Origin of the sequence: Streptomyces sp. Je 1-4 4N24 (assembly GCF_026239515.1) — a bacterium.
In the GTDB taxonomy this organism is placed as follows: Bacteria; Actinomycetota; Actinomycetes; order Streptomycetales; family Streptomycetaceae; genus Streptomyces; species Streptomyces nigrescens.
In genome coordinates this window covers 7,700,757-7,724,391 of the sequence record NZ_CP110836.1, presented here as the reverse complement: position 1 = coordinate 7,724,391, position 23,635 = coordinate 7,700,757, and the positions used below count along the sequence as shown (strand labels likewise).

Annotated in this window: 23 protein-coding genes; 12 read left to right on the top strand and 11 right to left on the bottom strand. The window is 71.1% G+C overall.

The annotated features are described in order from the left end of the window. Positions 1 to 83 precede the first annotated feature (83 nt). The 4 genes from SLV14N_RS33830 to SLV14N_RS33815 all read right to left on the bottom strand — a co-directional run bounded on the left by SLV14N_RS33830 (position 84) and on the right by SLV14N_RS33815 (position 4,822). The gene (locus SLV14N_RS33830; protein WP_208686222.1) at positions 84 to 1,268 is read right to left on the bottom strand and encodes a zinc-dependent alcohol dehydrogenase; all 1,185 of its coding nucleotides are present in this window, start codon (positions 1,266 to 1,268) and stop codon (positions 84 to 86) included. Between the two features lie 95 nt (positions 1,269 to 1,363). Beyond that, positions 1,364 to 1,729: a hypothetical protein gene (locus tag SLV14N_RS33825; RefSeq protein ID WP_263272422.1), complete on the bottom strand. Its 366-nt coding sequence runs from the start codon at positions 1,727 to 1,729 to the stop codon at positions 1,364 to 1,366. Positions 1,730 to 2,020: 291 nt separating this feature from the next. Then, positions 2,021 to 2,383, bottom strand: a complete 363-nt coding sequence (locus tag SLV14N_RS33820; RefSeq protein ID WP_263272421.1) for a hypothetical protein — start codon at positions 2,381 to 2,383, stop codon at positions 2,021 to 2,023. A gap of 111 nt (positions 2,384 to 2,494) precedes the next feature. After that, entirely contained in the window at positions 2,495 to 4,822 is a 2,328-nt protein-coding gene (locus SLV14N_RS33815) for a CDP-glycerol:glycerophosphate glycerophosphotransferase (protein ID WP_263272420.1), read from the bottom strand. A 337-nt stretch (positions 4,823 to 5,159) separates the two neighbouring features. Between SLV14N_RS33815 and SLV14N_RS33810 the strand changes: the two genes are divergently transcribed. The 5 genes from SLV14N_RS33810 to SLV14N_RS33790 all read left to right on the top strand — a co-directional run bounded on the left by SLV14N_RS33810 (position 5,160) and on the right by SLV14N_RS33790 (position 9,280). After that, positions 5,160 to 5,813 (top strand): LysE family translocator, encoded by a 654-nt coding sequence (locus SLV14N_RS33810; protein ID WP_221174769.1) that lies wholly within the window; start codon positions 5,160 to 5,162, stop codon positions 5,811 to 5,813. Between the two features lie 122 nt (positions 5,814 to 5,935). Continuing rightward, positions 5,936 to 6,610 carry an HAD family phosphatase gene (locus SLV14N_RS33805; RefSeq protein ID WP_263272419.1) on the top strand — a complete coding sequence of 225 codons (675 nt, stop codon included), beginning with the start codon at positions 5,936 to 5,938 and terminating at the stop codon, positions 6,608 to 6,610. Positions 6,611 to 7,154: 544 nt separating this feature from the next. Next, on the top strand, positions 7,155 to 8,147 hold the full coding sequence (gene dhaK, locus SLV14N_RS33800; protein ID WP_208686212.1) for a dihydroxyacetone kinase subunit DhaK: 993 nt from the start codon (positions 7,155 to 7,157) through the stop codon (positions 8,145 to 8,147). A gap of 99 nt (positions 8,148 to 8,246) precedes the next feature. Then, entirely contained in the window at positions 8,247 to 8,843 is a 597-nt protein-coding gene (dhaL, locus tag SLV14N_RS33795; protein ID WP_208688225.1) for a dihydroxyacetone kinase subunit DhaL, read from the top strand. Then, entirely contained in the window at positions 8,840 to 9,280 is a 441-nt protein-coding gene (locus tag SLV14N_RS33790) for a PTS-dependent dihydroxyacetone kinase phosphotransferase subunit DhaM (protein WP_263272418.1), read from the top strand. The genes dhaL and SLV14N_RS33790 overlap by 4 nt, the downstream gene beginning before the upstream one ends. Positions 9,281 to 9,311: 31 nt before the next feature. On the opposite strand, the gene SLV14N_RS33785 is transcribed toward SLV14N_RS33790, so the two are convergent. Next, positions 9,312 to 10,130 carry an SAM-dependent methyltransferase gene (locus tag SLV14N_RS33785; protein ID WP_263272417.1) on the bottom strand — a complete coding sequence of 273 codons (819 nt, stop codon included), beginning with the start codon at positions 10,128 to 10,130 and terminating at the stop codon, positions 9,312 to 9,314. Between the two features lie 381 nt (positions 10,131 to 10,511). Here SLV14N_RS33785 and SLV14N_RS33780 point away from each other — a divergent pair, with 381 nt between their 5' ends. Continuing rightward, positions 10,512 to 11,156: an RNA polymerase sigma factor gene (locus tag SLV14N_RS33780; protein ID WP_208686206.1), complete on the top strand. Its 645-nt coding sequence runs from the start codon at positions 10,512 to 10,514 to the stop codon at positions 11,154 to 11,156. Between the two features lie 2 nt (positions 11,157 to 11,158). Further along, entirely contained in the window at positions 11,159 to 11,911 is a 753-nt protein-coding gene (locus SLV14N_RS33775) for a hypothetical protein (RefSeq protein WP_263272416.1), read from the top strand. Between the two features lie 35 nt (positions 11,912 to 11,946). Here the strand turns inward: SLV14N_RS33775 and SLV14N_RS33770 are convergent, their stop codons facing one another. Beyond that, a complete protein-coding gene (locus tag SLV14N_RS33770; RefSeq protein ID WP_259670592.1) occupies positions 11,947 to 12,369 on the bottom strand; it encodes an STAS domain-containing protein in 423 nt (140 codons plus the stop codon). Between the two features lie 306 nt (positions 12,370 to 12,675). Here SLV14N_RS33770 and SLV14N_RS33765 point away from each other — a divergent pair, with 306 nt between their 5' ends. The 5 genes from SLV14N_RS33765 to SLV14N_RS33745 all read left to right on the top strand — a co-directional run bounded on the left by SLV14N_RS33765 (position 12,676) and on the right by SLV14N_RS33745 (position 17,846). Continuing rightward, entirely contained in the window at positions 12,676 to 13,437 is a 762-nt protein-coding gene (locus tag SLV14N_RS33765; RefSeq protein WP_263272415.1) for a DeoR/GlpR family DNA-binding transcription regulator, read from the top strand. A 249-nt stretch (positions 13,438 to 13,686) separates the two neighbouring features. Further along, positions 13,687 to 15,021 (top strand): sugar ABC transporter substrate-binding protein, encoded by a 1,335-nt coding sequence (locus SLV14N_RS33760; RefSeq protein ID WP_259670808.1) that lies wholly within the window; start codon positions 13,687 to 13,689, stop codon positions 15,019 to 15,021. Further along, the gene (locus SLV14N_RS33755) at positions 15,002 to 15,985 is read left to right on the top strand and encodes a carbohydrate ABC transporter permease (RefSeq protein ID WP_208686201.1); all 984 of its coding nucleotides are present in this window, start codon (positions 15,002 to 15,004) and stop codon (positions 15,983 to 15,985) included. Before SLV14N_RS33760 ends, SLV14N_RS33755 begins: the two co-directional genes overlap by 20 nt. Further along, positions 15,982 to 16,857, top strand: coding sequence for a carbohydrate ABC transporter permease (locus tag SLV14N_RS33750; RefSeq protein WP_208686199.1), 876 nt, complete (start codon positions 15,982 to 15,984; stop codon positions 16,855 to 16,857). Before SLV14N_RS33755 ends, SLV14N_RS33750 begins: the two co-directional genes overlap by 4 nt. After that, a complete protein-coding gene (locus SLV14N_RS33745; RefSeq protein ID WP_208686197.1) occupies positions 16,854 to 17,846 on the top strand; it encodes a zinc-dependent alcohol dehydrogenase family protein in 993 nt (330 codons plus the stop codon). The genes SLV14N_RS33750 and SLV14N_RS33745 overlap by 4 nt, the downstream gene beginning before the upstream one ends. A gap of 71 nt (positions 17,847 to 17,917) precedes the next feature. Here the strand turns inward: SLV14N_RS33745 and SLV14N_RS33740 are convergent, their stop codons facing one another. From SLV14N_RS33740 to SLV14N_RS33720, 5 genes are all read right to left on the bottom strand, one after another. Further along, on the bottom strand, positions 17,918 to 18,931 hold the full coding sequence (locus tag SLV14N_RS33740; protein WP_208686195.1) for a winged helix-turn-helix domain-containing protein: 1,014 nt from the start codon (positions 18,929 to 18,931) through the stop codon (positions 17,918 to 17,920). A 167-nt stretch (positions 18,932 to 19,098) separates the two neighbouring features. Continuing rightward, the gene (locus SLV14N_RS33735) at positions 19,099 to 19,572 is read right to left on the bottom strand and encodes an NUDIX domain-containing protein (RefSeq protein ID WP_208686193.1); all 474 of its coding nucleotides are present in this window, start codon (positions 19,570 to 19,572) and stop codon (positions 19,099 to 19,101) included. A gap of 5 nt (positions 19,573 to 19,577) precedes the next feature. After that, positions 19,578 to 21,125, bottom strand: coding sequence for an ATP-dependent DNA ligase (locus tag SLV14N_RS33730; RefSeq protein ID WP_208686191.1), 1,548 nt, complete (start codon positions 21,123 to 21,125; stop codon positions 19,578 to 19,580). A 70-nt stretch (positions 21,126 to 21,195) separates the two neighbouring features. Next, on the bottom strand, positions 21,196 to 22,593 hold the full coding sequence (locus SLV14N_RS33725) for an FAD-binding oxidoreductase (RefSeq protein WP_263272414.1): 1,398 nt from the start codon (positions 22,591 to 22,593) through the stop codon (positions 21,196 to 21,198). Positions 22,594 to 22,603: 10 nt separating this feature from the next. Beyond that, positions 22,604 to 23,590 carry an antibiotic biosynthesis monooxygenase gene (locus tag SLV14N_RS33720; RefSeq protein ID WP_259670591.1) on the bottom strand — a complete coding sequence of 329 codons (987 nt, stop codon included), beginning with the start codon at positions 23,588 to 23,590 and terminating at the stop codon, positions 22,604 to 22,606. Positions 23,591 to 23,635: the final 45 nt, after the last annotated feature.

Below are 23,635 nucleotides of genomic sequence, written 5' to 3'. Positions count from 1 at the left end.
ACCATGTGCGGAGGCGGAACAACCGGAGGCCGTCCGCGCGGAGGCGGAATTCCGAGCCGGCGCCGCGGCACGGTCAGGCGCGGTCAGGGCGTGAGGACGGTCTTGATCATGCCGTCCTCCTTCGCCTGGAAGGTCTTGTAGGCCTGCGGACCTTCTTCGAGAGGCAGGGTGTGGGTGGCGAAACCCTCCACTCCGAGGACGTCTTCGTCGTTGAGCAGGGGCATGATGTCGTCGACCCACCGTCTGACGTTGGCCTGCCCCATGCGCAGTTGGACCTGCTTGTCGAACAGGGTGAGCATCGGTACCGGGTCGACGTTCCCTCCGTAGACACCGATGAGCGAGATCGTGCCGCCGCGGCGGACCGCGTCGACAGCGGTGTTGAACGCTGTCATGCTGTCCACGCCCGCGCGACCCATCACCTTCTCCCCCAGTGCGTCGGGCAGCCGACCGGCGAGATTCTGGGCGGCCCGCACCAGCGGAGCCCCATGGGCCTCCATGCCGACCGCCTCGATGACGGCGTCGGTGCCACGTCCGTCGGTCAGACTGCGGATCTCCTCCGCCACGTTCTTCCCGTACTCGTTCAGATCGAGGGTGTGGACGCCGCGTTCGCGGGCGCGGGCGAGGCGTTCGGGGACGAGGTCGACGCCGATGACCTTGCTCGCGCCCTTGTGCAGCGCGATCCGGGCGGCCATGTCGCCGATCGGGCCGAGACCGAGCACGGTGACCGTGCCGCCGGGACGGACATCGGCGTAGGCGACGGACTGCCAGGCGGTGGGCAGAACGTCGGAGAGATAGACGAACCGCTGGTCCGGCGGGCCGTGCGGCACCTTCACGGGCAGCGTGTTGCCGAACGGAACCCGCAGCAACTCGGCCTGTCCGCCCGGCACTTGGCCATAGAGCTTGGAGAACCCGAAGAGGGCGGCACCCGTCCCCCGGTCCTTGACCTGGGTGGTCTCGCACTGCGAATGGAGCCCCTGCGCGCACATCCAGCAGGTGCCGCAGGAGACGTTGAACGGCACCACCACCCGGTCACCGACCGAGACGGCCGTGACCTCGGGCCCGACCTCTTCGACGACGCCCATCGGTTCGTGGCCGAGGATGTCGCCCGGATCGAGATAGGGGCCGAGGACCTCGTAGAGGTGCAGATCCGAGCCGCAGATACCGGTGGAGGTGATACGCACGATGACGTCCGTCGGTTCCTCGATCTTGGGGTCGGGGACCGTGTCCACACGTACGTCGCGCTTGCCGTGCCACGTCAGAGCTCTCATCGTCGCTCCTCAGGGGGCAGGGCGGACTCACGACGGAATCCGCCCCGCCTTGCGTCGGGCGGCCGTGGCCTCAGGGGTGCCGGGCCGCCGGGACCTCAGGGATTCTGCGGGTCGACCCCGGTGTGCGCCTCCGCGTCCTTGCCTCCGCTGGGCCGGCGCGAGGGGCCCTTGGGCCCCATGTCCCGCATGCCCTTCTCATCGGTTTCGGCAGCGCGCCGCTCGCCCGCACCCGTCTCGCTCTTGACCTCGCTCGCCGGAGGGACCTTCTCCTGTCCGCCGGACTCCTTGCTGCGGTCCTTCTCGGGCGCGTACTCCTCCGGGTGGAACGACCGGTGCGCACTCTCGTTCTTCTGCTGCTCGGCCTGGTCGACATCGGGCGACCAGCCGTGCTGCTCGGTTCCCTTGTGCATGCTCTGGCCCTCGCCCATCTTCGGGTGCGAGGACTTGCGGTGTTTGGTCACTGCTGCTCCCTACCTTGCGCGTCGCCGACGGTCGCCACCTGACCACGCCCTGCGTGCGGAGCGGCGCACCGTCCTCGCCATGCGCAAAGCTCTGGATGGACACGATGCCCATGCCGGGCCGGCTCCTACGTCGCCTGCGCCGGAGACTCCCGTACCTCCAGGCTGAGGGCCATCGGGATCATCCGCATCTCCGCCCTGCCGCGGCGGTCATCGTGGGCCGGCGGCAGGGCCAGGGCGCGACGACGCGGCAGGAGCCGGGGAGCAGCCGGCCGGCAGCGTCGTACCGGGGAGTTACGCCGGCCGTCCCGCTCCCGTCGTGCCGGGCGCCGCATCGTCGGGAGCGCCGCGGTCGGGGCCGGGGCCGGGCCGTGGTGCGGGCTCCGGCTCCGGGGCGGGGACCGGCGGCGGCTGGGGCTTGGGGTGGACGGGGTCCAGCGGGCCCGGCGGAGGCGGATCCGGCACCTCGTGACCCGGAACCTCGTGACCCTGCGTTCCGCGATCCGGCACCTCGTGACCCGGCCGGAGGGTCGCGAGGCCCGCCGGCCGCCTGCGTACGTCGGCACAGCTTTGCTGCGCGGACCGCGCCTCCGGTGCCGCGTACTCCGCGTACTCCTCGGTGAGATCCGTCAGCAGCACGGGGTGTGCCGTCAGCATGCGCCAGCCCCTTCCGGTCGCCTCATGGTTCACGGCTGCGGGTGCCCCGTCCGCCTCTGCTCACACCTGAGCGTGGCGCCGGCCCGTGCTCCGGACCGGCGCACCACTCCGTCAGCTGGTCAGCTCGACTTCCGGCCGGCCGGAAGAGGCGTCCGCCCCGGACGCGAGGACGACGCCCTCCGCGGTGCGCTCGGCCTCGTGCGGGGCAGGCGCGACGGTGCGCGCGGACAGCGGAAGAGGGGCCGGGGTCAGGTCCTGGCTGCCGAGGAAGGCCCGGTTGACCACCCGCTCGGCGGCGTGGCCGTCGTCCCACATGCAGAAACGGGCGCGGAAAGCGGCACGCAGCTCGGCGGCCTCGGCGCCCTTCCAGCGGCCTCCGCGGAACGCCTCGATCAGCTCGTCCTCGGTGGTGGCGACGACCCCGGGGGTGTCTCCCGGCTTTCCTGACAGCAGGTCGAAGGTGACACCGCGGGAGCGGACGTAGGTCTCCCAGTCATCGGCGTAGTTGATGATCGGCCGGTCGAGGTTGGCGTAGTCGAACATGATCGACGAGTAGTCCGTGATCAGCGCGTCCGCGGCGAGGCACAGCTCCTCGACCGAGGGGTGCCGGGAGACATCGATCAGCGCACCCTGCTCCTGGAGCTCCTGCAGCTGCGGGTTCTGGCCGTAGAAGTAGTGCGTACGGACCAGCAGGACGATGTCCGGGCCGAGTTCGCGGGTGATTTTCTCCAGGTCCAGCTGCGGCACATAACCGACCTGGTAGTCGCGCACCGTCGGGGCGTAGAGAACCGCCGTGCTGCCCGGTGCGATCCCCAGCCGGTCACGGATTTCCCGTATTTCCCGGGCCCCGGTCCGGAAGAACACGTCATTGCGCGGATAGCCGGCGTCGATCGAGGTGAAGCCGCAGGGGTAGACCCGCTCCCACTGCTCGCTGGTGTGCTGGTTCGAGGAGACCGACAGGTCCCAGCGGTCGGCGCGTTCGAGCAGCTTGCGCATGCTCATTCCCTTGGCGGCGGCCGGGTACTTCTGCTGGTCGATCCCCATCCGCTTGAGCGGAGTACCGTGGTGGGTCTGGATATGGACCTGGCCCTTGCGCTTGACCACGTCGTCGGCGAAGTTGACGTTGTTGACGAAGTACTTCGCCCGCGCCATCAATTCCCAGTAGCGCTGGGTGTTGACGACGACATGGTCCATACCGTCCGGCACCGTGTCCACGACGTCCTCGCGCACGACCCACACCCCGTGCAGATGCGGGGCCAGCTCCTTGGCCTTTTCGTAGACTGCGAGCGGATTGCAGGACGGAGTGCGGTTCCAGTAGGCGCTGAAGACAGCGAGATTCTGGTCGATGGGACGCTTCAGCTGCATCCGGTAGAAACGCGTCGAGGCCCGCTTGCTCATCGCACGCTGGGCCTTGCGCAAACGCTGCTGCCCGCGCTGACGGGTACGGCTCACCAGGTTCAGGGCCTGGAACACACGGTACGAACCGCGTTCCAGCGCCTGGAACTGCAGGGCGTCGACCTCCGGGGGCGGAGTGAATCCGGCGGGCTTGTGCCGCCGGTACATCTCCACGGCACGACGGAAGAATTCCGGACGGTCCTGGACGACCACCCGGCTCTCGCGCGCGCCGGTGAACAGGAAGTGGCTGACCATACGCTCGAAGAACAGCGGCCGCAGATGATCGAGGTCCGGCCGGCCGTCGAGAAAGTCGAAGAGCCGCTGGTACTGCTCGAATATCGTGAAGTGCTTCCGGCCCGGCGTCTTCATGGAATTGCCGTGGCGGCGCTGGCGGTATTCCACACAGGCGTGGTCCAGGCACACGGCACGCTCGGCGGTGAGCATGGTCGTGTAGACCATCAGGGCGTCCTCGTAGAGCCCGTCGGTGTACCGGAAGCCGTTGTCCACGAAGAAGTCACGCCGGAACGCCCGGTTCCACACCACCGCGAACATCTGCAGGAACTCGGTGCGCTCGGCGGGATTGAAGACGTCCGCCCCGGCCTCGGCGAGGAGTTCCCGGACGGCACTCGGCTTGACCGCGTGCCACCAGTAGGTACGCACATGATCGAAGAGCAGGAGGTCCGGGTCCTCCGACGCCCCCAGACGGTCGGCCATGGCCCGCAGCGCGCCCGGGGTATAGGTGTCATCACTGTCGAGGAACAGCAGGTAGTCCCCGCGCGCCCGCTCCACGCCGGTGTTCCGGGCCGCGCCGATGCCGCCGTTCTCCTCGTGGCGTACGTGGATCACCCGCGGGTCGAGGGCGGCGAACTCCGCCAGGATCTCCCCGCTGCGGTCCGGCGAGCAGTCGTCGACCGCGATGACCTCGAAGTCGGTGAAGTCCTGCGCCAGCAACGAGTCCAGGCACGCACGGAGATAGCCCTGCACGTTGTAAACCGGAACGATGATGCTGAACCGCGGGGCGGATCTGAGGCCCGTCTCGGGCATGGCGGCGGTGCTCCTCGAAGGTGTCGGCCTCAAGACGGAGGCCTGAAGTTTTCGTGACGGGGAGTGGGACAGCCGACGACCGGAAATGGTTGTGCCCCACCTGCGCAAACCCCCTGTTGCACCCCTCACACGACTCACCCGACGTCCCGGGCCTGTCGTACGCATCAGCCCGCCCACCTGCCACGGAGCCCGCCGCTCAGCCTGGTGACACGGCCACTCGCCACTCGCCCCTCCACAGCACACCCCCACCCCACCCCAAGCTCAATTCCTGCCCGATTCCGGGCAGAAAAGTAGATGTTCCGCGACTCCCGACGTAGGGTCAGCGTCCATGATCGCCATGGACGCCTTGTGGACTTTCGCTCTGATGGTGGGACTGCTCACCCTCACCCCCGGCCTGGACACCGCGCTCGTCCTGCGCACTGCCGCACTCGGGAACCGTCGTCGCGCCTGGGGCGTGGTCCTCGGAATCCAGAGCGGCACCCTGGTCTGGGGCGTACTCACCTCGCTCGGCATCACCGCGCTGCTGACCGCCTCTCACCTCGCCTACGAGACGCTGCGCTGGGCCGGGGCCGCGTATCTGGTGTGGATGGGCGGCAGGCTGTTGTGGTCCACCTGGCGCCGCGGCGCGGTCGACGAGCGCCCGGAGTCTGCCGGGAGCGGCGCCGAGACCAAGACCGGGAAAGGCAGCGACGGCACCCTGCTCGGCGGCTGGCGCCAGGGCCTGGCGACCAATCTCCTCAACCCGAAGATGGGCGCCTTCTACGTCGCGGTGCTCCCGCAGTTCATCCCCCCTGACGCCTCGCATCTCACTGCGGGCGTGCTCCTGGCCGGTGTGCACATCCTTCTGGCCGTCATGTGGGCCTGCGCGCTGATCACCCTCGCGCAGGCGCTCCGGGACCGCCTGCAACGACCCTCCGCGCGCCGCGTTCTCGACCGCCTCACCGGTACGGTCATCGCCGCCTTCGGCCTGCGCCTCGCGCTCGGGGAGTAAGGCGCAGGCCGACGAGAAGCAAGGCCGCAGGCCGGCGTCTCCACGACGGTGTCAGCCCCTGCCGACCGGCGCCGCCGCCCCCTGAACAGCAACCAACACACCCGAAGTGAAAGGACCCCTACATGGGCTCGCTCCCCACCAGCGCGGAGGCCGTGGTCTTCGACTGTGACGGCCTGCTGGTCGACACCGAACCCTGCTGGACCGTCGCGGAAACGGCCCTTTTCGCCGCGCACGGCCACACCTTCGGCCCAGAACAGAAAGCGCTGGTCATCGGCCGTACCGTGGAGGCCGCGGGAGAGGCCATGGCGCACTACTTCGGACGGCCCGGGGCCGGTGCCGAACTCGCCACCGAACTCCTCGCACGGGTCCGCAAGGAGCTGGCCCACGGCGCCGCCGCCCTCCCCGGCGCGGCGGAGCTGGTGCGCGCCTGCCGGGCCGCCGTGCCCATAGCCGTCGCCAGCAACAGCCCCCGGGAACTGCTGGACACGGCACTGGAATCGGCCGGCCTCGCCGCATACATCACCCACTCGTTCGCCGCCGACGAGGTGCGCTCCCCCAAGCCCGCACCAGACCTCTACCTCACGGCATGTGAGGCACTCGGTGCAGCCCCGGAGCGTTCCGTCGCCTTCGAGGACTCGGCCACGGGCATCTCCGCGGCCCGTGCCGCCGGACTCTCGATCGCGGTCGTACCGTCCCTTCCCGGGACCGACCTCGACCACGACTGGCTGGGCGCCGGCCTGGACGACCCCGAATTGCTCGGCTGGGCCAGGGAACTGGGGTACGCCCCTGCCGGCTGACCCACCTCTTCGAGGCCGTGCCGCCCACACCCACCGCCGGAAGAAGCTCGGTGCCCGCGGTGACCTGACCTCACCAGCCTGCAGACGCGAAACTCACCTCATGACCACAGACTTCACCGTGCGCCCGGCCCGACCCGCCGATGCGCGGCCCTTGGCCGAACTGCGCTGGACGTTCAAGCAAGAGGATCAGGAAGCTGTTGGAACTGCCGCTCGACACCTGTGCGAGGCCTGCCGCGCCCCCGAGGGACCGAGCCGTCGGCTCCCCGACGTGAACACCACACGCAGCGAGACGACACCCGTACGTAACAATGCCGCCGGCACGTTCACGGTCCGATACTGGAACCACCTGGTCCAGTCGTGTCCGAGGCCGCGGGACGTACCTGGCAGCCCATCAGGAGAGTCAGCATGAAGTCGGCATCCGTACTGTCGGAACCCTTCCCCCGCCGCCCGGAGACCGTCAAGATCAATAGCTATGCATCACCACAGCCTGACCTGGGAAAACGCCGGTCAGCGACCTGATTGCCCAGCTCACCAGGAGGTACTCATGAAGATGCTGATCAACGTCGCCGAAACCGTGGTCGCAGATGCGCTGCGTGGGATGGCGGCGGCGCACCCGGAGCTGGTGGTGGATGCCGAGAACCGGGTGATCGTGCGGCGGGACGCGCCGGTGGCGGAGAAGGTGGCGCTGGTGTCCGGGGGTGGCAGTGGGCATGAGCCGCTGCACGGGGGGTTCGTCGGGCCCGGCATGCTGGATGCCGCCTGTCCGGGCGAGGTCTTCACCTCGCCGGTGCCCGATCAGATGGTGCGGGCCGCGGCGGCCGTGGACAGTGGCCATGGCGTGCTGTTCCTCGTGAAGAACTACACCGGGGACGTCCTCAACTTCCAGATGGCGGCGGAGCTGGCGGAGGACGAGGGGGTGCAGGTGGCCAGCGTGCTCATCGATGACGATGTCGCGGTCACCGACTCGACGTTCACGGCGGGGCGGCGCGGCACCGGGGCGACGCTCTTCGTGGAGAAGATCGCCGGCGCCGCGGCCGAGGAGGGCATGCCGCTGGAGCGGGTGGAGGCGCTGGCCCGGCAGGTCGTGGCGTCGTCGCGGAGCTTCGGGGTGGCGCTGAGCGCCTGTACGACCCCGGCGAAGGGCAGCCCGACGTTCGATCTCCCGGCCGGGGAGCTGGAGTTGGGCGTCGGGATCCACGGCGAGCCGGGGCGGGAGCGCCGCGCGATGATGACCTCGCGCGAGATCGCGGACTTCGCGGTGGACGCGATCCTGGAGGACCTGGACCCCAGGCTGCCGGTGCTGGTGCTGGTCAACGGCATGGGGGCCACACCGCTGCTGGAGCTGTACGGATTCAATGCGGAGGTCCGCCGGGTGCTCGACGAGCGGGGCGTGGCGGTGGCCCGTACGCTCGTCGGGAACTACGTGACGTCGCTGGACATGGCGGGCTGCTCGGTGACGCTGTGCCAGGTCGACGGGGAGCTGTTGCGGCTGTGGGACGCGCCGGTGCAGACGGCGGGGCTCCGCTGGGGACGGTGAGCGCTCCCTCCGTACCCGTATCCCCTGTACATCCCCTGTCCCTGTCGCTTTCTTGCTCAGTGCCTGAACAACCAAGGAGAGTGGTCCGTGTCCGAAACGGTGCTGGATGCCGCGTTCTTCGTACGCTGGATGACGGCGGCGGCCGCCGTCATCGACCGGGAGGCCGACCGGCTCACCGAGCTGGACTCCCCCATCGGTGACGCCGACCACGGAAGGAACATGCAGCGCGGCTTTGCGGCCGTGGTCAAGGTGCTGGAAACGGAGCCGCCGGCGACGCCCGGTGCCGTGCTCATCGCCGCCGGACGGCAGTTGATCTCCAGTGTGGGCGGGGCGTCCGGTCCGCTCTACGGGACGCTGCTGCGGCGCGCCGGCAAGACGCTGGGCGAGGCGCCGCAGGTCTCGGTGGAGGAACTGCGCGCGGCGCTGGCCGCCGGGGTGACCGCGGTGGGGCAGCTCGGCGGTTCGGCGCCGGGTGACAAGACGATGCTCGATGCGCTGACGCCGGGCGTCGTGGCGCTGAGTGCCTCCTTCGACGCGGCGGCCACGGCCTCCGAGGAGGGTGCGCTGGCGACCGTACCGATGCAGGCCAGAAAGGGCCGGGCGAGCTATCTGGGGGAACGCAGCATCGGGCATCAGGATCCGGGGGCGACGTCCTCGGCGCTGCTGTTCGCGGCACTCGCGGAGGTGGCGAAGTGAGCGCGCAGACCTCGGGCGGTGCGGCCGGCGGCGGGAGTGCGCCGGTCGGGGTGGTGCTGGTCTCGCACAGCGGGCCGGTCGCGGACTCGGTGGCGACGCTTGCGGTCGGGCTGGCCGGGGGCGGTGGCACGGTGCCGGTGGCCGCCGCGGGCGGTACCCCGGACGGCGGTCTCGGTACGAGTGCGGAGCTGATCACCGAGGCGGCGCGGACGGTGGACCGTGGTGCGGGCGTGGCGATCCTGGTCGATCTGGGCAGCGCCGTGCTGACCGTCAAGGCGCTGATCGCCGAGGGGGACGAACTCCCCGAGGGCGCACGGCTGGTGGACGCGCCGTTCGTGGAGGGTGCGGTGGCCGCCGTGGTCACCGCGTCGGCCGGGGCGGATCTGGACGCGGTCGCGGCGGCGGCCGGGGAGGCGTACGGCTACCGCAAGGAGTGAGGGACGCCGCGTGAGAGGCCGCCGGCCCCGCTCAGGGTTTGCGGGCGACGCCCGCGTAACAGGCGGCCTCCGCGTCGGTGACATGGGTGGCGTCCTCGGGACTGTCGGGGCGCCACTGGTGGGAGAGCGTGACGCCCGGTTCCAGCAGCTCCCAGCCGTCGAAGAAGCGCAGGACCTCGGCGCGGGAGCGGAACTGGAGCCGGGTGCCCGCATCACCGTAGATCTCGATGATCTTCTGCATCGCCTCGGGGCTGAAGTCCGGTGTCGCATGGCTCAACGCCAGGGCGCTGCCGCTGGGCAGCGCGGCCTTGAGGGTCTCGACGATGGTGTGGGCGCGGTCCTGGCCGTCGTCGGGGACGAAGTGCATCAGCGCGTTCAGGCTGAGCGCGACCGGGTGGGTGAGGTCGAGGGTGTCGAGGAGCTGGGGCGCGGTGAGGATGCCCTCGGGGTCGTTGACGTCGGCCTGGACGTATGCCGTACGGCCCTCGGCGGTGCCGATCAGCAACGCCGCGGCGTGCGCGAGGACGATCGGGTCGTTGTCGGTGTAGACGACCCGGGCGTCGGGGGCGATGCCCTGGGCGATGTCGTGGAGGTTCGGCGGGGTGGGGATGCCGGTGCCGATGTCGAGGAACTGCCGCAGACCGGAGGCGGCGAGGGCACGGGTGGCGCGGTGCATGAACTCGCGGTTGATACGGGCGGCGACCAGCGCGGCGGGGAAGACGCCCAGCACACTTCCGGCGGCCATCCGGTCGGCCAGGAAGTTGGTCTTGCCGCCCAGGAAGTAGTCATAGATCCGGGACGAGTGGGCCCGGTCCAGCCGTAGGTCCACCACGGAATCGTGCTCGCTCATCGTGCGCAGCCTCCCCAATACGGCGTCCGCCCGGCGCCTCCCCCGCGCACCATGATGCCCGTTCCGTGAGCCGCGCGCGCCCCGGGCAGCGCATCAATCACCGTCGCACGCCCGGCCGTTGGAGAGCACTGCCTCATATGTCCCGGGTCGCGCCGGAGCGCACCGGCGGGGTCATGGCGGACGGCCATGCCACCGTCATGGGCGGTCACATGCCACTGTCATGCGTAGTCATATGAATACGCAGCGGCAGATTTTTGCCCCACCGATGCCACAAAAGGGCCCGCTTTCCGGTTCATTGGAAGGTGAGGGCAACCGCTCTCCCGCTGCCGCCGGTGCCTCGGCGCCCGGCTCGGTGCACGGCAAACGGAACGAGGACGGCTCGTGAGTGCAGACCGGGACCGACCGCCACCGGCGTGCGCTCCGGCGCATGTCCGTACCGCGGAGTTAGGCCCACTTGCCCGCTGTGCGCTCCCGGAGTCCGCGCCGGACCCGTTCGACCGCCGGCTGTCGATCACCTTCGAGGCGTTCCTGGCCACGCATGCGCGCAAGTGGCTGACCTACGCCTATCTGCACACGGGCAGCGAGGCCGCGGCCCGTGAGGTGACCCGGGCGGCGTACGGGCAGCTCAGCCGGCTGTGGCCGCATGCGCTGCGGCAGGCGTCGGTGGAGGCGTACGCCTGGTCGGTGCTCAAGGAACGCGTCGTGGAGTGGCTGTACGACCACCACCAGCCCACCGCGCTCACCGAAACCGCCGCCTTCGCCGTCGTCACCCATGCCCTGCTGCGGGAGTGCCAGCAGCAATTCGCCATGCTGGAGAGCCAGTTGGGGCTGTACGCGGCCATCGCCCGGCTGCCGGAGCGGCAGTGCGATGTGATCGTGCTGCGCCATGTCATCGGATACAGCGACGCACAGATCGGCTCGCTGCTCGGCGTCGACGAAGTCACCGTCCGCTCCTATGCGAGCCGCGGCAAGCGCAAGCTCGCCGCCGCGCTCGGCATCGACCAGGGGAATACAAGGGGGAACTGACCATGTGGCACACCCGTCCCGCCGACCGCCGGGAGACCGTCGAGACGCTGCTCAGCGCGGCCGCGGCGGTGTCCGGCATCGATGACCTGGCCGGATTCTGCGACCTCGATGACGCGGGGGCGCTCTGCGGCCTCGGCGCGTCCCCGCACGCGGGAGCCACGGCCGCGGGCGGCCCGCCGACGGCGGTGCGGCCGGCCCGGGCCGACCAGGGCGCGCCCAGCACCTATCCCAGCGCCCGCGACGAGGCCACCCATGAGCTCCAGTTGGCGTGTGCGCTGGTCGTCAATGCCGCGGCTGCAGCGGCGAGCCTGGAACGGCTGGTCAACGACCATCACATCGACCCCGAGGGCGCGCTGGTCTTCGCCTGTCTGCTGCACATCACCGGGCGCACCGACGCGGCGCACTTCTGGTGGCACTTCGGTGCCGGCGCCGGCAGCCGGACGGCCGCCTACTGCCTGTATCTCTCGCACCGCCGCAACGGCGAGTACCGCGACGCCGCCTACTGGCGCGAGCAGGCGGCCCATGCGCCGGACGAGGAGCGCCGCTCGGTGGCCGCGTTCGACGAGAAGCAGCTGCTGCCGGACGCGGCCCGGCACAACCTCCTGGTCCAGTGGCACAGCGGGCTCGCCCCGACCCTGCCGACCGTTCTGGAGAATGTGATCAACCGTCTCGTCGTGGACAGCGACGACGAGGATTTCGGTGAGATCCCCCGCCCCTCGCCCACCCTCGTCCGGGACCTCGGCCGGGCCGAGTAACTACAGCCCCTGTCCGGTCGGCCGATCCGCCGTTCTCAGGAGTCGTCCTTCTCCGCGGACGGATCGTCCATCGCGGGCGGCCACGCCGGGCGGCTGGCGTCGGGGACCGCGGTCAGCGCATGGCCGACGGTGGGGTAGCAGGAGAAGACGTTGAGGGACTGGGTGCCGATCAGCAGCCGCAGCATCCGGACGCCGAGCGAGGCCAGCAGGAGCCTGCCCTCCAGGCGCCGGCAGAGCCATTCCAGGGCGAGCAGGCAGCTCAGCCCCCGTGAGTCGCAGAAGCGCAGCGCGGTCAGATCGAGCACCAGAAAGCGGTGGCCGGCCGAGACCACCGACCGTGCCTCGGCGAGAAATGCCTGCTCAGTGCGGAGGTCCAGCTCTCCGCTCACCCGCAGTACCGCGCACTCTTCCGCCTGCACGATCGCAGTGACCGCCAACGACCGCATCTCCGAGCTCATGCCGTCCAGACTAAGCGCCGTCGTCGGCTGCACCACCGCGGTGTCCCGCCGGCGCACAACGGGCCGCCCCGGACGCCGCCCCGGCCCACCGCGCCCGTACGGACCCTCCCCACGTGCCGTACGGGCACCCGTTCGTGCATGCGCCAAGCTGACAGGGCCCTGAAGCGGGCAGAAACGGTCAGGTTTTTTGCTGTTACGGGCAGCCTTTGGTGCCGCTCCGGTTGCTATAAACCTGATGCGGGCGGAAACGGGCAGCTCCGTGACCGAACGCAGACCGAAGCACACAGAAAGCGGCAGGAGTGAGCCATGAGGGCCGAGGAACGCCAACAACGCATCCTCGCGCTCGCCCGGCAGTCCGGCCGGGTCGAGGTCGCCGAGGCCGCGTCGGAGTTCGGGGTCGCCCGCGAGACCGTCCGGCGCGATCTGAGCGAGCTGGAGCGCCGGGGCCTGGTCCGGCGTACGCACGGCGCGGCGTATCCGGTCGAGAGCGCCGGGTTCGAGACCACGCTGGCCCGGCGGGAGACCCTGCAGGTGGACGAGAAGCGCCGGATCGCGGCGGCCGCCGCGGCGCTGGTCGGCGAGGCCGAGACGGTATTCGTCGACGAGGGCTACACCCCTGAGCTGGTCGCCACGCTGCTGCCCACCGACCGACCGCTGACCGTGATCACCGCATCGCTGCGGACCGCCTCGCTGGTCGCGGCCTGCGAATCGACCACCGTGCTGCTGGCCGGCGGCCGGGTCCGCTCCGGGACCCAGGCGACGGTCGGGTCCTGGGCCCGGGACATGCTCGCCCGCTTCGTGATCGACCTGGCGTTCCTGGGGGCGAACGGCGTCTCCCGGGAGCACGGTCTGACCACCCCGGATCCGGCGGTCGCCGAGGTGAAGGAGCAGGCCGTCCGCTCCTCGCGGCGGCGGGTGCTGGTCGGGGTGCACAGCAAATTCGGCGCCAGCAGCTTCTGCCGGTTCGCCGAGGTACGTGATTTCGACACGATCGTCACCGACGCGGGGCTGTCCGCACCGGAGGCGCATCGCTACTCGCTCCTGGGGCCGCAGGTGCTCCGGGTCTGACCGCGGCCGGGGCCGCCGGACGACCGGCCCCGCACCGCGGCACCACATCCCCCACAGCAGACCGCCGAAGGCCGGGCCCGCACCGCCGGCCGTCGGGCGGCCCCCGGGCGTACCCGCGGAACGGCGCAGTACGCCCTGGAACCGCCGCTTGTGCGGCATTCGCCGGACATGCGCGTCCCTCTTGTCCCCAGAAAGGTACGAGCCGTGAGAGCACGACCCCCCGGACCAGGCCGCGGCGGCCGCTCCCCAGTGCTGACCGCCCTCGCCGTCGCCCTGGCCCTGTCCACCACCGGCTGCTACCGCGGCGCCGGTGACGCGGGCAACGAGAGCCGCCACAGCATCAACGTCCTGATGGTCAACAACCCGCAGATGGTGGATCTGCAGCGGCTCACCGCCGAGCACTTCACCAAGGAGACCGGCATCAAGGTCAACTTCACCGTGCTGCCGGAGGACGATCTGCGCGACAAGATGAGCCAGGACTTCTCCAGCCAGGCCGGGCAGTACGACGTGGCGAGCGTCAGCAACTACGAGACGCCCATCTACGCCCGCAACGGCTGGCTGACCGAGCTGGGCACCCGTGCCGCCAAGGACCGCGCCTTCGACCAGGGCGACATCCTCCCCCCGGTCCGCTCCTCCCTCACGGCCGCCGACGGCAAGATCTACGCACAGCCCTTCTACGGCGAGTCCTCGTTCCTGATGTACCGCAAGGACCTCCTCAAGGAGGCCGGGCTGACCATGCCCGCACGTCCCACCTGGCACCAAGTGGCCGCCCTGGCAGCCAAGTTGGACGGCTTCCGCAAGGGCATGAAGGGGATCTGTCTGCGCGGCCAGCCGGGCTGGGGACAGCTGGCCGCCCCGCTGTCCACCGTCGTCAACACCTTCGGCGGCACCTGGTTCACCAAGGACTGGCAGCCGAAGGTCGACAGCCCGGAATTCACCCGGGCCACCCGGTTCTATGTCGACCTGGTCCGCAAGCACGGTGAGGCGGGCGCCCCGCAGGCCGGCTACACCGAGTGCCTCAACGACATGCAGCAGGGCAAGGTCGCCATGTGGTACGACGCGACGGCCGGCGCCGGTTCGCTGGAGAGCGCCGAGTCCAAGGTCGCGGGCAAGGTCGGCTACGCACCGGCGCCGGTGGAGCGGACCCGTGACGCGGGCTGGCTCTACACCTGGGCATGGGGCGTACAGAAGGCCAGTAAGCACCAGGACGCGGCGTGGAAGTTCATCCGCTGGGCCTCGGGCAAGGACTACGAGCGGCTGGTGGGCCGCGAGCTGGGCTGGTCGAAGGTCCCCGGCGGCAAGCGGGCCTCCCTCTACCGCGATCCGGCCTACGTCAAGGCGTCCGGGGCGTTCGCCGGACCGACCGAGCGGGCGATCCGCTCCGCCCGGCCGGGCGACCCCGGCGTACAGCCGCGCCCGGCGCCCGGCATCCAGTTCGTCGGCATCCCCGAGTTCGCCGACCTGGGCACCAAGGTCTCCCACGAGATCAGCTCGGCCATCGCCGGGAAGCAGAGCGTGTCCGAGGCCCTGAAGAAGAGCCGGCGACCGGCGCAGGAGGTGTCCGATGCCTATACGGACCACTGAGACGGCCCCCGCGGCCGAAGTGACCGCCGCACCCCGCGGCGGCAGCCCCGCGGTCCGCGCCCGCCGCACCGAGCGGGCGAAGGACTGGGCCCGCCGCGCCCCGCTGCTTCCCGCGCTGGTCTTCCTGATCATCGTCACCCAGCTCCCGTTCGTGGCGACCGTGGTGATCTCCTTCACCCGCTGGAACGCGCTGGCCCCCGAGAACCGCGGCTTCGCCGCCCTCGACAACTACCGGGCCGTCTTCACCGATCCGGCGATGCGGGCCTCGGTGGGCACGACGGTGCTGCTGACCGTGACCGTGGTGCTGGTCAGCCTGCTGCTCGGGCTGGGTCTGGCGCTGCTGCTCGACCGTGGTTTCCGCGGCCGCGGCATCGTCCGCACGCTGCTCATCACGCCGTTCCTGGTCGTCCCCGTCGCCTCCGCCCTGTTGTGGAAGCATGCGCTGTACAACGCCTCGTACGGGCTGCTCAACGGCTCGCTGACGTGGATCTGGCGGCTGTTCGGCAGCGATGACCCACCGCAGCCGGACTGGATGACCGACTCGCCGCTGGCCGCGGTGGAGGTGTCGCTGATCTGGCAGTGGACACCGTTCATGATGCTGATCCTGCTGGCCGGGCTGCAGAGCCGGGCGACGGACGCCATCGAGGCGGCCCGGATGGACGGCGCCTCCGCCTTCGACATCTTCCGCTATCTGACCCTGCCGCATCTGCGCCGCTACCTCGAACTGGCCGCGCTGCTGGGCACGGTGTACGTGGTGCAGAACTTCGACGCGGTGTTCACCATCACGTCCGGCGGCCTCGGCACGGCCAACCTTCCGTACACCATCTACCAGACGTTCTACCAGGCCCATGACTACGGACGGGCGTCCGCGCAGGGTGTCGTGGTGGTGCTGTGTTCGCTGCTGGTGGCGACCTTCGCGCTGCGTACCGTCTCGTCCCTGCTGCGCGAGGAGGTCACCCGATGAACCGCGCTCCCCTGGCCCCGCGCCGCCCCGGCTCCCCCGCCGCTCGGCGCCGGCGCCGCACCGGCAGCCTGCTGGGCCTGACCGCCTGGCTGTGCGGGATCGGCTTCTTCCTGCCCGTCGCCTGGATGGTGCTGACGTCCTTCCACAGCGAGACGGACGCGGCGACCAACCCGCCGAGCGTCGGCGCCGGGCTGAGTCTGCACGGCTACCGCGAGTTCTTCGGCGCGGGCAGCGGCGTCAGTCCCTGGCCGCCGCTGATCAACTCGCTGACCGCCTCCGTCGTCGCCACTCTGCTGGTGCTGCTGCTGGCGGTGCCCGCCGCCTACGCCCTCGCCATCAAGCCGGTACGGAAGTGGAGCGATGTCCTCTTCTTCTTCCTGTCCACGAAGATGCTGCCGCTGGTGGCCGGGCTGCTGCCGATCTATCTCGTCGCGCAGAACACCGGGATGCTGGACAGCATCTGGCTGCTGGTCCTCCTCTACACCTCGATGAATCTGCCGATCGCGGTGTGGATGATGCGCTCGTTCCTCGCCGAGGTCCCGGTGGAGATGCTGGAGGCCGCCTCGATCGACGGTGCGGGGCTGACCTGCACCCTGACCCGGATCGTGGCGCCGGTCGCCATGCCGGGCATCGCGGCCACGGCCCTGATCTCCTTCATCTTCAGCTGGAACGAGCTGCTGTTCGCCCGGGTTCTGACCGGCATCGTGGCCGGCACCTCGCCGGTGTTCCTGACCGGACTCGTGACCAGCCAGGGCCTGTTCCTGGCCAAGGTGTGCGCCGCCGCCACCGTCATCTCCCTTCCGGTGATCGTCGCCGGATTCGCCGCCCAGGACAAACTCGTCCAGGGCCTGTCGCTTGGAGCAGTGAAATGAAAGCCGCAGTGATCAGCGCCCCCGGCACGGTCGAGGTCGCCACCGTCGAGGACCCGACGCCCGGACCCCGCGAGGTCGTGGTCTCCGTCGCCGCCTGCGGGCTGTGCGGCACCGATCTGCACATCCTCCAGGGCGAGTTCGCGCCCACCCTGCCCGTCGTTCCGGGGCATGAGTTCGCCGGTACGGTCGTGGCGACCGGCAGCGCCGTCACCGAGCTCGCCGAGGGCGACCGGGTGGCCGTCGACCCCTCGCTCTACTGCTTCGAGTGCCACTACTGCCGCATCGGCCGCAACAACCTCTGTGAGCGCTGGGCCGCCATCGGGGTGACCACGGCGGGCGGAGCCGCCGAGTTCGCCGTCGCCCCCGTCGGGAACTGCGTCAAGCTGCCCGATCACATCCGTACCGAGGACGCGGCGCTGATCGAGCCGCTCTCCTGCGCGGTGCGCGGCTACGACATCCTGCGCTCCCAGCAGTTGGGCACCCAGGTCCTCATCTACGGCTCGGGCACGATGGGCCTGATGATGCTCGAACTCGCCAAGCGCACCGGTGCGGCCGGTGTCGATGTCGTCGACATCAACCCGCAGCGGCTGGCCACCGCCCGCACTCTGGGGTGCAGTAGCGCGGCCGGTTCCGCCGACGAGCTGGACCGCCCGCGCGGCTGGGACGTGGTCATCGACGCCACCGGCAACGAGCGCGCCATCCAGGACGCCCTGGGGCGGGTCGGCAAGGGCGGCACCTTCCTCCAGTTCGGCGTCGCCGACTACGCCGCCCGCGCCACCATCGAGCCCTACCGCATCTACAACCAGGAGATCACCATCACCGGCTCGATGGCCGTTCTGCACAGCTATGAACGGGCCGCGGAACTCTTCGCGGCGGGCGCCCTGGACCCGGAGGTCTTCATCAGCGACCGGCTCCCGCTGGACCACTACGCAAAGGCGCTGGGCCGCTTCCGGGCGGGCGAGGGGCGGAAGATCCTGGTACGGCCGTGAGCCGGGCCCGGGGCCGGTCCGAACGGACCGCCCCGGGGCGTTTCCGGCGGTGGGCGACGCGTCCCCGGCGGTCAGTGCGGCAGGCGTACGGGGGCGAGTTCACCGTGCAGCAGCGCCGTGCCGAGCGGGGTGAGGGCGTGGATGACCGAGCCGCCGTCGCGCCGGCTGCGGGCCAGGTTGGCCTCGCGCAGTGCGCTCACGTGCTCGCTGGCCGAGGGGGCGGAGACCCTTAAACGGCGGGCCAGTTCGCCCGTGGTGGTCGGCGCGTCGAGCGCGGCGAGGATACGGGCCCTGGTGCGGCCGAGGAGGGTGGACAGCGCCTGCGGATGACAGCTGCGGGTGGTGGCCGGCGCCCAGGCCGTGGAGTGTTCCACGGGGTAGACCAGGACCGGCGGCAGGCCGGGGTCGGCGAGGGCGATGGGTCTGCGCCAGCAGAAGTGGGAGGGGATCAGCCGCAGCCCGCGCCCGCCCAGCCGCAGATCGCGGTCCTGGGGATAGTCGACGTACAGCACCGGAGGCTCCCAACAGAGCGCGGGGCGGAGGCTGTTGAGCATGCCGTCGACACCGCCCCGGCAGAGGGCGCGGGCGCGGGCGCCGCGGTCGGAGTCGACCGTGGCGGCCGCCTCCGTCCAGTCGGGGGCTATCACCGCGCGGTGCACCTCCTCCAGCGCGCGGGCCAGTTCGCCGAGCGGCTCCCGGCTCCCGGCGGCCAGCGCGGCGGCCCAGCGCGGGAGCCGGTCCGGCAGCGCGGCCCGCGCGCATTCCGCGGTCAGCCGGACCGGGGAGGTCTCCCGCAGCGCCGCCAGCCCGGCGGCCAGCCCGTCGCGGGCCGCGTCGGGGGTGAGGAAGTCCGGGAAGTAGCGGGCGTCGGCCGGGGCCAGCGCGCTGATCAGCCGGGCGGCGCGGGTCAGTCCCCGGGCGTCCAGTTCGCGGCGGGCCCGGACGCGCCAGGCGCCGTACACCGGCACCCCGCGCGCCGCCGGTGCGACATGGTGCAGGGCGAGCACCGTTTCCCACAGTGGATCGGGTGCGTCGGCTATCTGTACCCGCGCGATATCCCGGTCTTCGAAGTGAATGCGCAACATGCGGCCCCCGCGGCATGCTCATGACCCTGTCGCCAGGGCCCCCCGTTCGGGACCTGGTCGGACGGTCCCCGCCGCCAGACTGCCGGGTGCGGAACGGAGGTGTCCAGGGCGAGTTGTGGCGTGTCGCCCGCGGGGTGGTGAAGCCGGGGAGCGTGAGGCGCCCGCGGTCAGCCCTCGGTCGCGAGGCGTTGCGCCAGCCGCTCCAGGAACACCCGCTGGCCCGTCACCAGCCGCGCTCGCGCCTCGTCCGGGCCGCACCAGGCCACCCGGTCGATCTCCGGGAAGGTGCCGACCACGCCGGACCCGCGCGGCCACTCCATCTCGAAGGTGCCGGGCACCACCCCCTCCGGATCGAGATCGCTCTCGACGGCCCAGACCGTCACCACCTTGCCGCCCGACTGGCGGGCCTCGCCCAGCGGGAGACAGCGCCCTTCGGGAGGCGGTATGCCCAGCTCCTCCTCGAACTCCCGCCGGGCCGCCTCCCAGGCTTCCTCCGGTGGTACGTACTCGCCCTTGGGCACCGACCAGGCCCCCGCCTCCCGCCGCTCCCACAACGGCCCGCCCATGTGCGCCAGGAGCACCTCGACACCGCTCGCCGTGCCCCGGTACAGCAGCAGTCCGGCACTGCGCTTCCCGGCCATGGCGGCTACGACGCCCCGCCGTCGTGCGCGCCGAGCACCGTCTCGACGGTGTCCGCCTCGGCCGCCGTCTTGTCGTCCCGGTAGCGCACCACCCGCGCGAAGCGCAGGGTCACGCCCGCCGGGTAGCGCGAGGAGGTCTGCAGCCCGTCGTAGGCGATCTCGACGACGAGTTCCGGACGCACCGTCACGACATGGCCGTTGTCCGCCACCGCGAGTTCCCGCAGCCGCGCGGTCTGCCAGCCGAGGATGGCGTCGGTGAGCCCCTTGAAGGTCTTGCCCAGCATGACGAAGCCGCCGTCCGGTGCCCGCGCCCCGAGGTGGAGGTTGGACAGCTTCCCGGTGCGCCGGCCGTGTCCCCACTCCGCGGCCAGCACCACCAGGTCCAGAGTGTGCACGGGTTTGACCTTCAGCCAGGCGGCGCCGCGGCGGCCCGCGCTGTAGGGAGCGTCCAGCGCCTTGACCACGACTCCCTCATGCCCCCGGCGCAGGGTCTCCGCCCAGAATTCCTCCGCGGCCGCACGGGCGGCGGCGTCGGCCGGGTCGCCGACCACCTGGCGGCGCACCCGCAGCGGTTCGGGGACCAGCCTGGCCAGCTCCGCATGCCGCTGCTCGCCGGGGAGTTCCAGCAGGTCGCGGCCGTCGACCGACAGCACGTCGAAGAAGACCGGGGACAGCGGCAGCGCGGCCCGCGCCGCGGAGACGTCCACCCGCGAGCCGAACCGTCCCGCGATCCGCTGGAACGGCACCGGCCGGCCCGCGCCGTCCAGGCCGATCACCTCGCCGTCGAGGATGAAGCGGGTGGCGGGCAGGTCCCGGGCGACCGCGGTGATCTCGGGGAGCCGGTCGGTGACCTCGTCCAGAGTGCGGGTGTGGATCCGGACGTCCGGGCCGTCGCGGTGCACCTGGACGCGGATGCCGTCGAGCTTCTCCTCCACGGCACAGGCGCCGAGCCGGTCGACCGCCTCGGCCACCGACTTGGCGCTGTGCGCCAGCATCGGTCCGACGGGCCGGCCGACGGTGAGCCGGAAGTCCGCGAGGGCCGGCGGCCCCTCGGCGAGCAGCGCCCGCGCCACGTCCGGCAGCGATCCCGCGAGCATCACGGCCCGCCGGACGTCCGCCGCGGGCACCTCGGTCGCGGCGGCGAGTCCTTCGGCCGCGATGGCGTCCAGCGCGCCCTGCCGCACCTCGCCGGTGAGCAGACCGGTCAGGAAGCGCTGCTCCTGTGCCGTCGCCGCGGCCAGCAGCTCCCGGACGCGTGCGCGCCGCCCGGCCTGCGCCCCGGCCCCGGAGACCCGCGCCAGGCCGGTCAGCGCGGTATCCACGTCACGTACGGTCAGTGTGGCGCGGTCCGCGGCCGGCACCGGCTCGCGCAGCACGCTCCAGCCGATCCCGATCCGCCCCTGGGGCAGCCGTCCGGCGAGATACGGGATGACCACCGGGACGTCCTCGGGCGCCGCGGCCCGGAACAGGCCGGCCAGCAGCGCGATCTTCCGCGAACGCGCCGAGGTCGCGGCGACCTCGGCCGACACCTGTGCGAGATGCGCCAGCAGCATAGGGCCATGGTGCCCCCGTGGCGCCGTCCCCGCTTCCCCGGACGGCGAACCCGCGCCCGCGGCCGCCCCGTCAGGGAGCGAGGTAGGAATGGAAGAGGTTTTCCGGGTCCCACTGCGCCTTGATCTCCTGCAGGCGGTCCCAGGTGGCGGGGGTGTAGGAGCGCCGGGCCCGTGCGGGGTCGGCCTCCAGGTCCGTCTCGGCGATGTAGCGGCAGCCGTCGCCGTGCGGGTCCGCGGCGGCCATGGCGTCCCGCAGCCAGCGCGCATTGTCCTGGTCCCCGGCCGGGTCGTCCCAGATCGCGTAACACACGAGGTAGGACTCGCCGAGCGGGGCGAAGGCCATGTTCCGCAGCAGCGTGGGGTCCTGGGAGACCGGCTGCACGGGCGAGAGCACCAGGGACTTGCCGGAGGGGGCGTGGGCGATCGCGTCGGCGATCCGGGTCAGCTGGGTGGCGTGGCTCTCCGGCGACCACAGGTTGTCCGCCGCATACCGGTGTGCGGGGGGCCAGATCGCCGCCGCGCCCTCGTGCAGGGCGGCGAAGGACACCGGAGCGGGCGGCTGCCGGGTGACGGCGCGGGCACCGAAGGGGCAGTCGGCGAACGGCGCCAGCGCCTGCCGGGCCTCCCGTTCCGTCGCGGCGAACGCGGTCGCGGCGACCGTGATCCGGGGCCCCCGCGGAGCACCGACGGTCGGCGGTCCGCAGGACGCGAGGACGAAGGCGGTTTCGACGTACGGCGGGAGGCGGCGGGCGAGCGGCTCCGCCCAGTCCGTCACCCGGCTGACCTGGTCCAGCGGGAAGGTGAGGCCGGTCGCCATGATCGAGGCGGGGTGGGGGTGCAGGGCGAGGCGGAAGCCGGTGACGGCCGCACAGAATCCCGGCCCGGCGCCCCGGGCGGCCCAGAAGAGATCGGGGTACTCGGTGTCGCTGCAGATGACCGTCCGCCCGTCGGCGGTGACGGCCCGGATCTCGCGCACGTAGGCGCAGGAGGCCCCCCATGCACGGGAGTTCCAGCCGAGGCCGCCGCTGAGCAGAAAGCCGCCGACCGCCACGGTGGGGCAGTGGCCGACGGGGAAGGCCAGGTCCTGGGGGGTGAGGGCCGCGACCAGGTCCTGACCGGTGGCGGCGGGCCCCACCGTGGCGGTCCCCGGCTCGCTGCCGTGCGCGGGTGTGATGCCGCACTGCCGGAGTCCGGAGAGGTCGAGCAGCAGGCCCCCGTCGCGCAGTGGTGCACCGGACCAGTTGTGCCCGCCGGAGCGCAGCGAGACCCGCAGGCCCTGGGCGCGGGCCCAGGTGAGGGCGTGCACCACGTCCGCTTCCGTGGCGGCCCGCACGAGGACGTCGGGGAACCGCCGGGGCGTGACCTCGTTCCACACCGCGCCGGTCCGGGCGTCCTCGTAGCCGGGGTCGCCCCGCCGGATCAGTGTGCCCTCGATGTCCGCCGCAACTGCCGCTCCCCGTGGGCGCATCGGGCCCTCCTCACCAGATCTGGCCGGTGATCATGCCGAAGACGCCGATGAACACCAGATAGCAGAACACCACCAGCGCGATACCCAGCACCTGCACCCGACGGGTGCGGACCCGGGCGGGCACCAGCCAGAAGGCGAACACCCGGTTCACCGTCGGCATCAGCAGCCAGGTCAGCGCGCTGACGCTCAGCACATTGGAGAGGAACAGGCCGATGTACTCCCGGATGTCGAGCTTCTCCAGTCCGTATCCCACGGTCAGGTTGAGCACCATCACCGTCGGATAGAGCGCCAGCAGGACGGTCATGGCCTGTTTCCAGTTGGGCGGCGCGCTCCGGTCCTCTCCGTGATCGAAGCGGAACCAGCCGCTGAACGACGAACCGACCTTGCGCACGTCGTAGGAGGTGAAATATCTGCTCCCCTCCTCCAACAGCTTCTTGCGCACGTCGGAGGCGAGCCAGTCGTCGAGGTACTCACGCGACTCGAACCGGAAGACGACGACCCAGTTGTCCTGGACGCCCGCCACCGGCGCGAACAGCTCGGATCCCATGAAGCCCGGTGCCTTCTCCTGCTCCCCGAGCGTCTTCTCCTGCCACTTCTGAAAGCCCTCTTCGCAGCCCGGCTTCACCTCGTGGGAGATCACGGCCGTAACCACCTCGGGGGCCGGCTGGGCGGGACTGCCGCCCTGGAGCACCTCCTGCGTCGGCGGGCCCTCGAAGAGTTCGTGGGCTTCGTCCAGCAACTCCTGCCGTCGGTCCGAATCCAGCCATGCCGTCAGGTAATCCATGGCGGAAAAGCGGAAAACGGCCACCCATTCGTTGGCCTCACCGGCGCCGGGCGGATAAACCTCGGCACCCACAAAACCCGCGAATTCGCGGGCCGCCGCATTCGCCCGATCCTGCCAGCGCTGGTACTCGTCGGCCCGGCCTTCGCGCACCTTCTGCGAGGTCACGACGGTGGCGTTGAGGGCCGTGGAATCACGGCTTGCACGGGCACTCACATCGAGTAGCCTAGTACATAAGGGAATTACGGGGCAAATTGGGCA

Bases quoted from the DNA above. Each gene is read 5' to 3' on its own strand.
- SLV14N_RS33745 (WP_208686197.1), top strand. From the start codon at position 16,854: ATGAAAGCCGCAGTGATCAGCGCCCCCGGCACGGTCGAGGTCGCCACC.
- SLV14N_RS33770 (WP_259670592.1), bottom strand. From the start codon at position 12,369: ATGAGCTCGGAGATGCGGTCGTTGGCGGTCACTGCGATCGTGCAGGCG.
- SLV14N_RS33775 (WP_263272416.1), top strand. From the start codon at position 11,159: ATGTGGCACACCCGTCCCGCCGACCGCCGGGAGACCGTCGAGACGCTG.
- SLV14N_RS33740 (WP_208686195.1), bottom strand. From the start codon at position 18,931: ATGTTGCGCATTCACTTCGAAGACCGGGATATCGCGCGGGTACAGATA.
- SLV14N_RS33730 (WP_208686191.1), bottom strand. From the start codon at position 21,125: ATGCTGCTGGCGCATCTCGCACAGGTGTCGGCCGAGGTCGCCGCGACC.
- SLV14N_RS33820 (WP_263272421.1), bottom strand. From the start codon at position 2,383: ATGCTGACGGCACACCCCGTGCTGCTGACGGATCTCACCGAGGAGTAC.
- SLV14N_RS33805 (WP_263272419.1), top strand. From the start codon at position 5,936: ATGGGCTCGCTCCCCACCAGCGCGGAGGCCGTGGTCTTCGACTGTGAC.
- SLV14N_RS33765 (WP_263272415.1), top strand. From the start codon at position 12,676: ATGAGGGCCGAGGAACGCCAACAACGCATCCTCGCGCTCGCCCGGCAG.
- SLV14N_RS33810 (WP_221174769.1), top strand. From the start codon at position 5,160: ATGGACGCCTTGTGGACTTTCGCTCTGATGGTGGGACTGCTCACCCTC.
- dhaK (WP_208686212.1), top strand. From the start codon at position 7,155: ATGAAGATGCTGATCAACGTCGCCGAAACCGTGGTCGCAGATGCGCTG.
- SLV14N_RS33725 (WP_263272414.1), bottom strand. From the start codon at position 22,593: ATGCGCCCACGGGGAGCGGCAGTTGCGGCGGACATCGAGGGCACACTG.
- SLV14N_RS33735 (WP_208686193.1), bottom strand. From the start codon at position 19,572: ATGGCCGGGAAGCGCAGTGCCGGACTGCTGCTGTACCGGGGCACGGCG.
- SLV14N_RS33755 (WP_208686201.1), top strand. From the start codon at position 15,002: ATGCCTATACGGACCACTGAGACGGCCCCCGCGGCCGAAGTGACCGCC.
- SLV14N_RS33785 (WP_263272417.1), bottom strand. From the start codon at position 10,130: ATGAGCGAGCACGATTCCGTGGTGGACCTACGGCTGGACCGGGCCCAC.
- SLV14N_RS33830 (WP_208686222.1), bottom strand. From the start codon at position 1,268: ATGAGAGCTCTGACGTGGCACGGCAAGCGCGACGTACGTGTGGACACG.
- SLV14N_RS33815 (WP_263272420.1), bottom strand. From the start codon at position 4,822: ATGCCCGAGACGGGCCTCAGATCCGCCCCGCGGTTCAGCATCATCGTT.
- SLV14N_RS33750 (WP_208686199.1), top strand. From the start codon at position 15,982: ATGAACCGCGCTCCCCTGGCCCCGCGCCGCCCCGGCTCCCCCGCCGCT.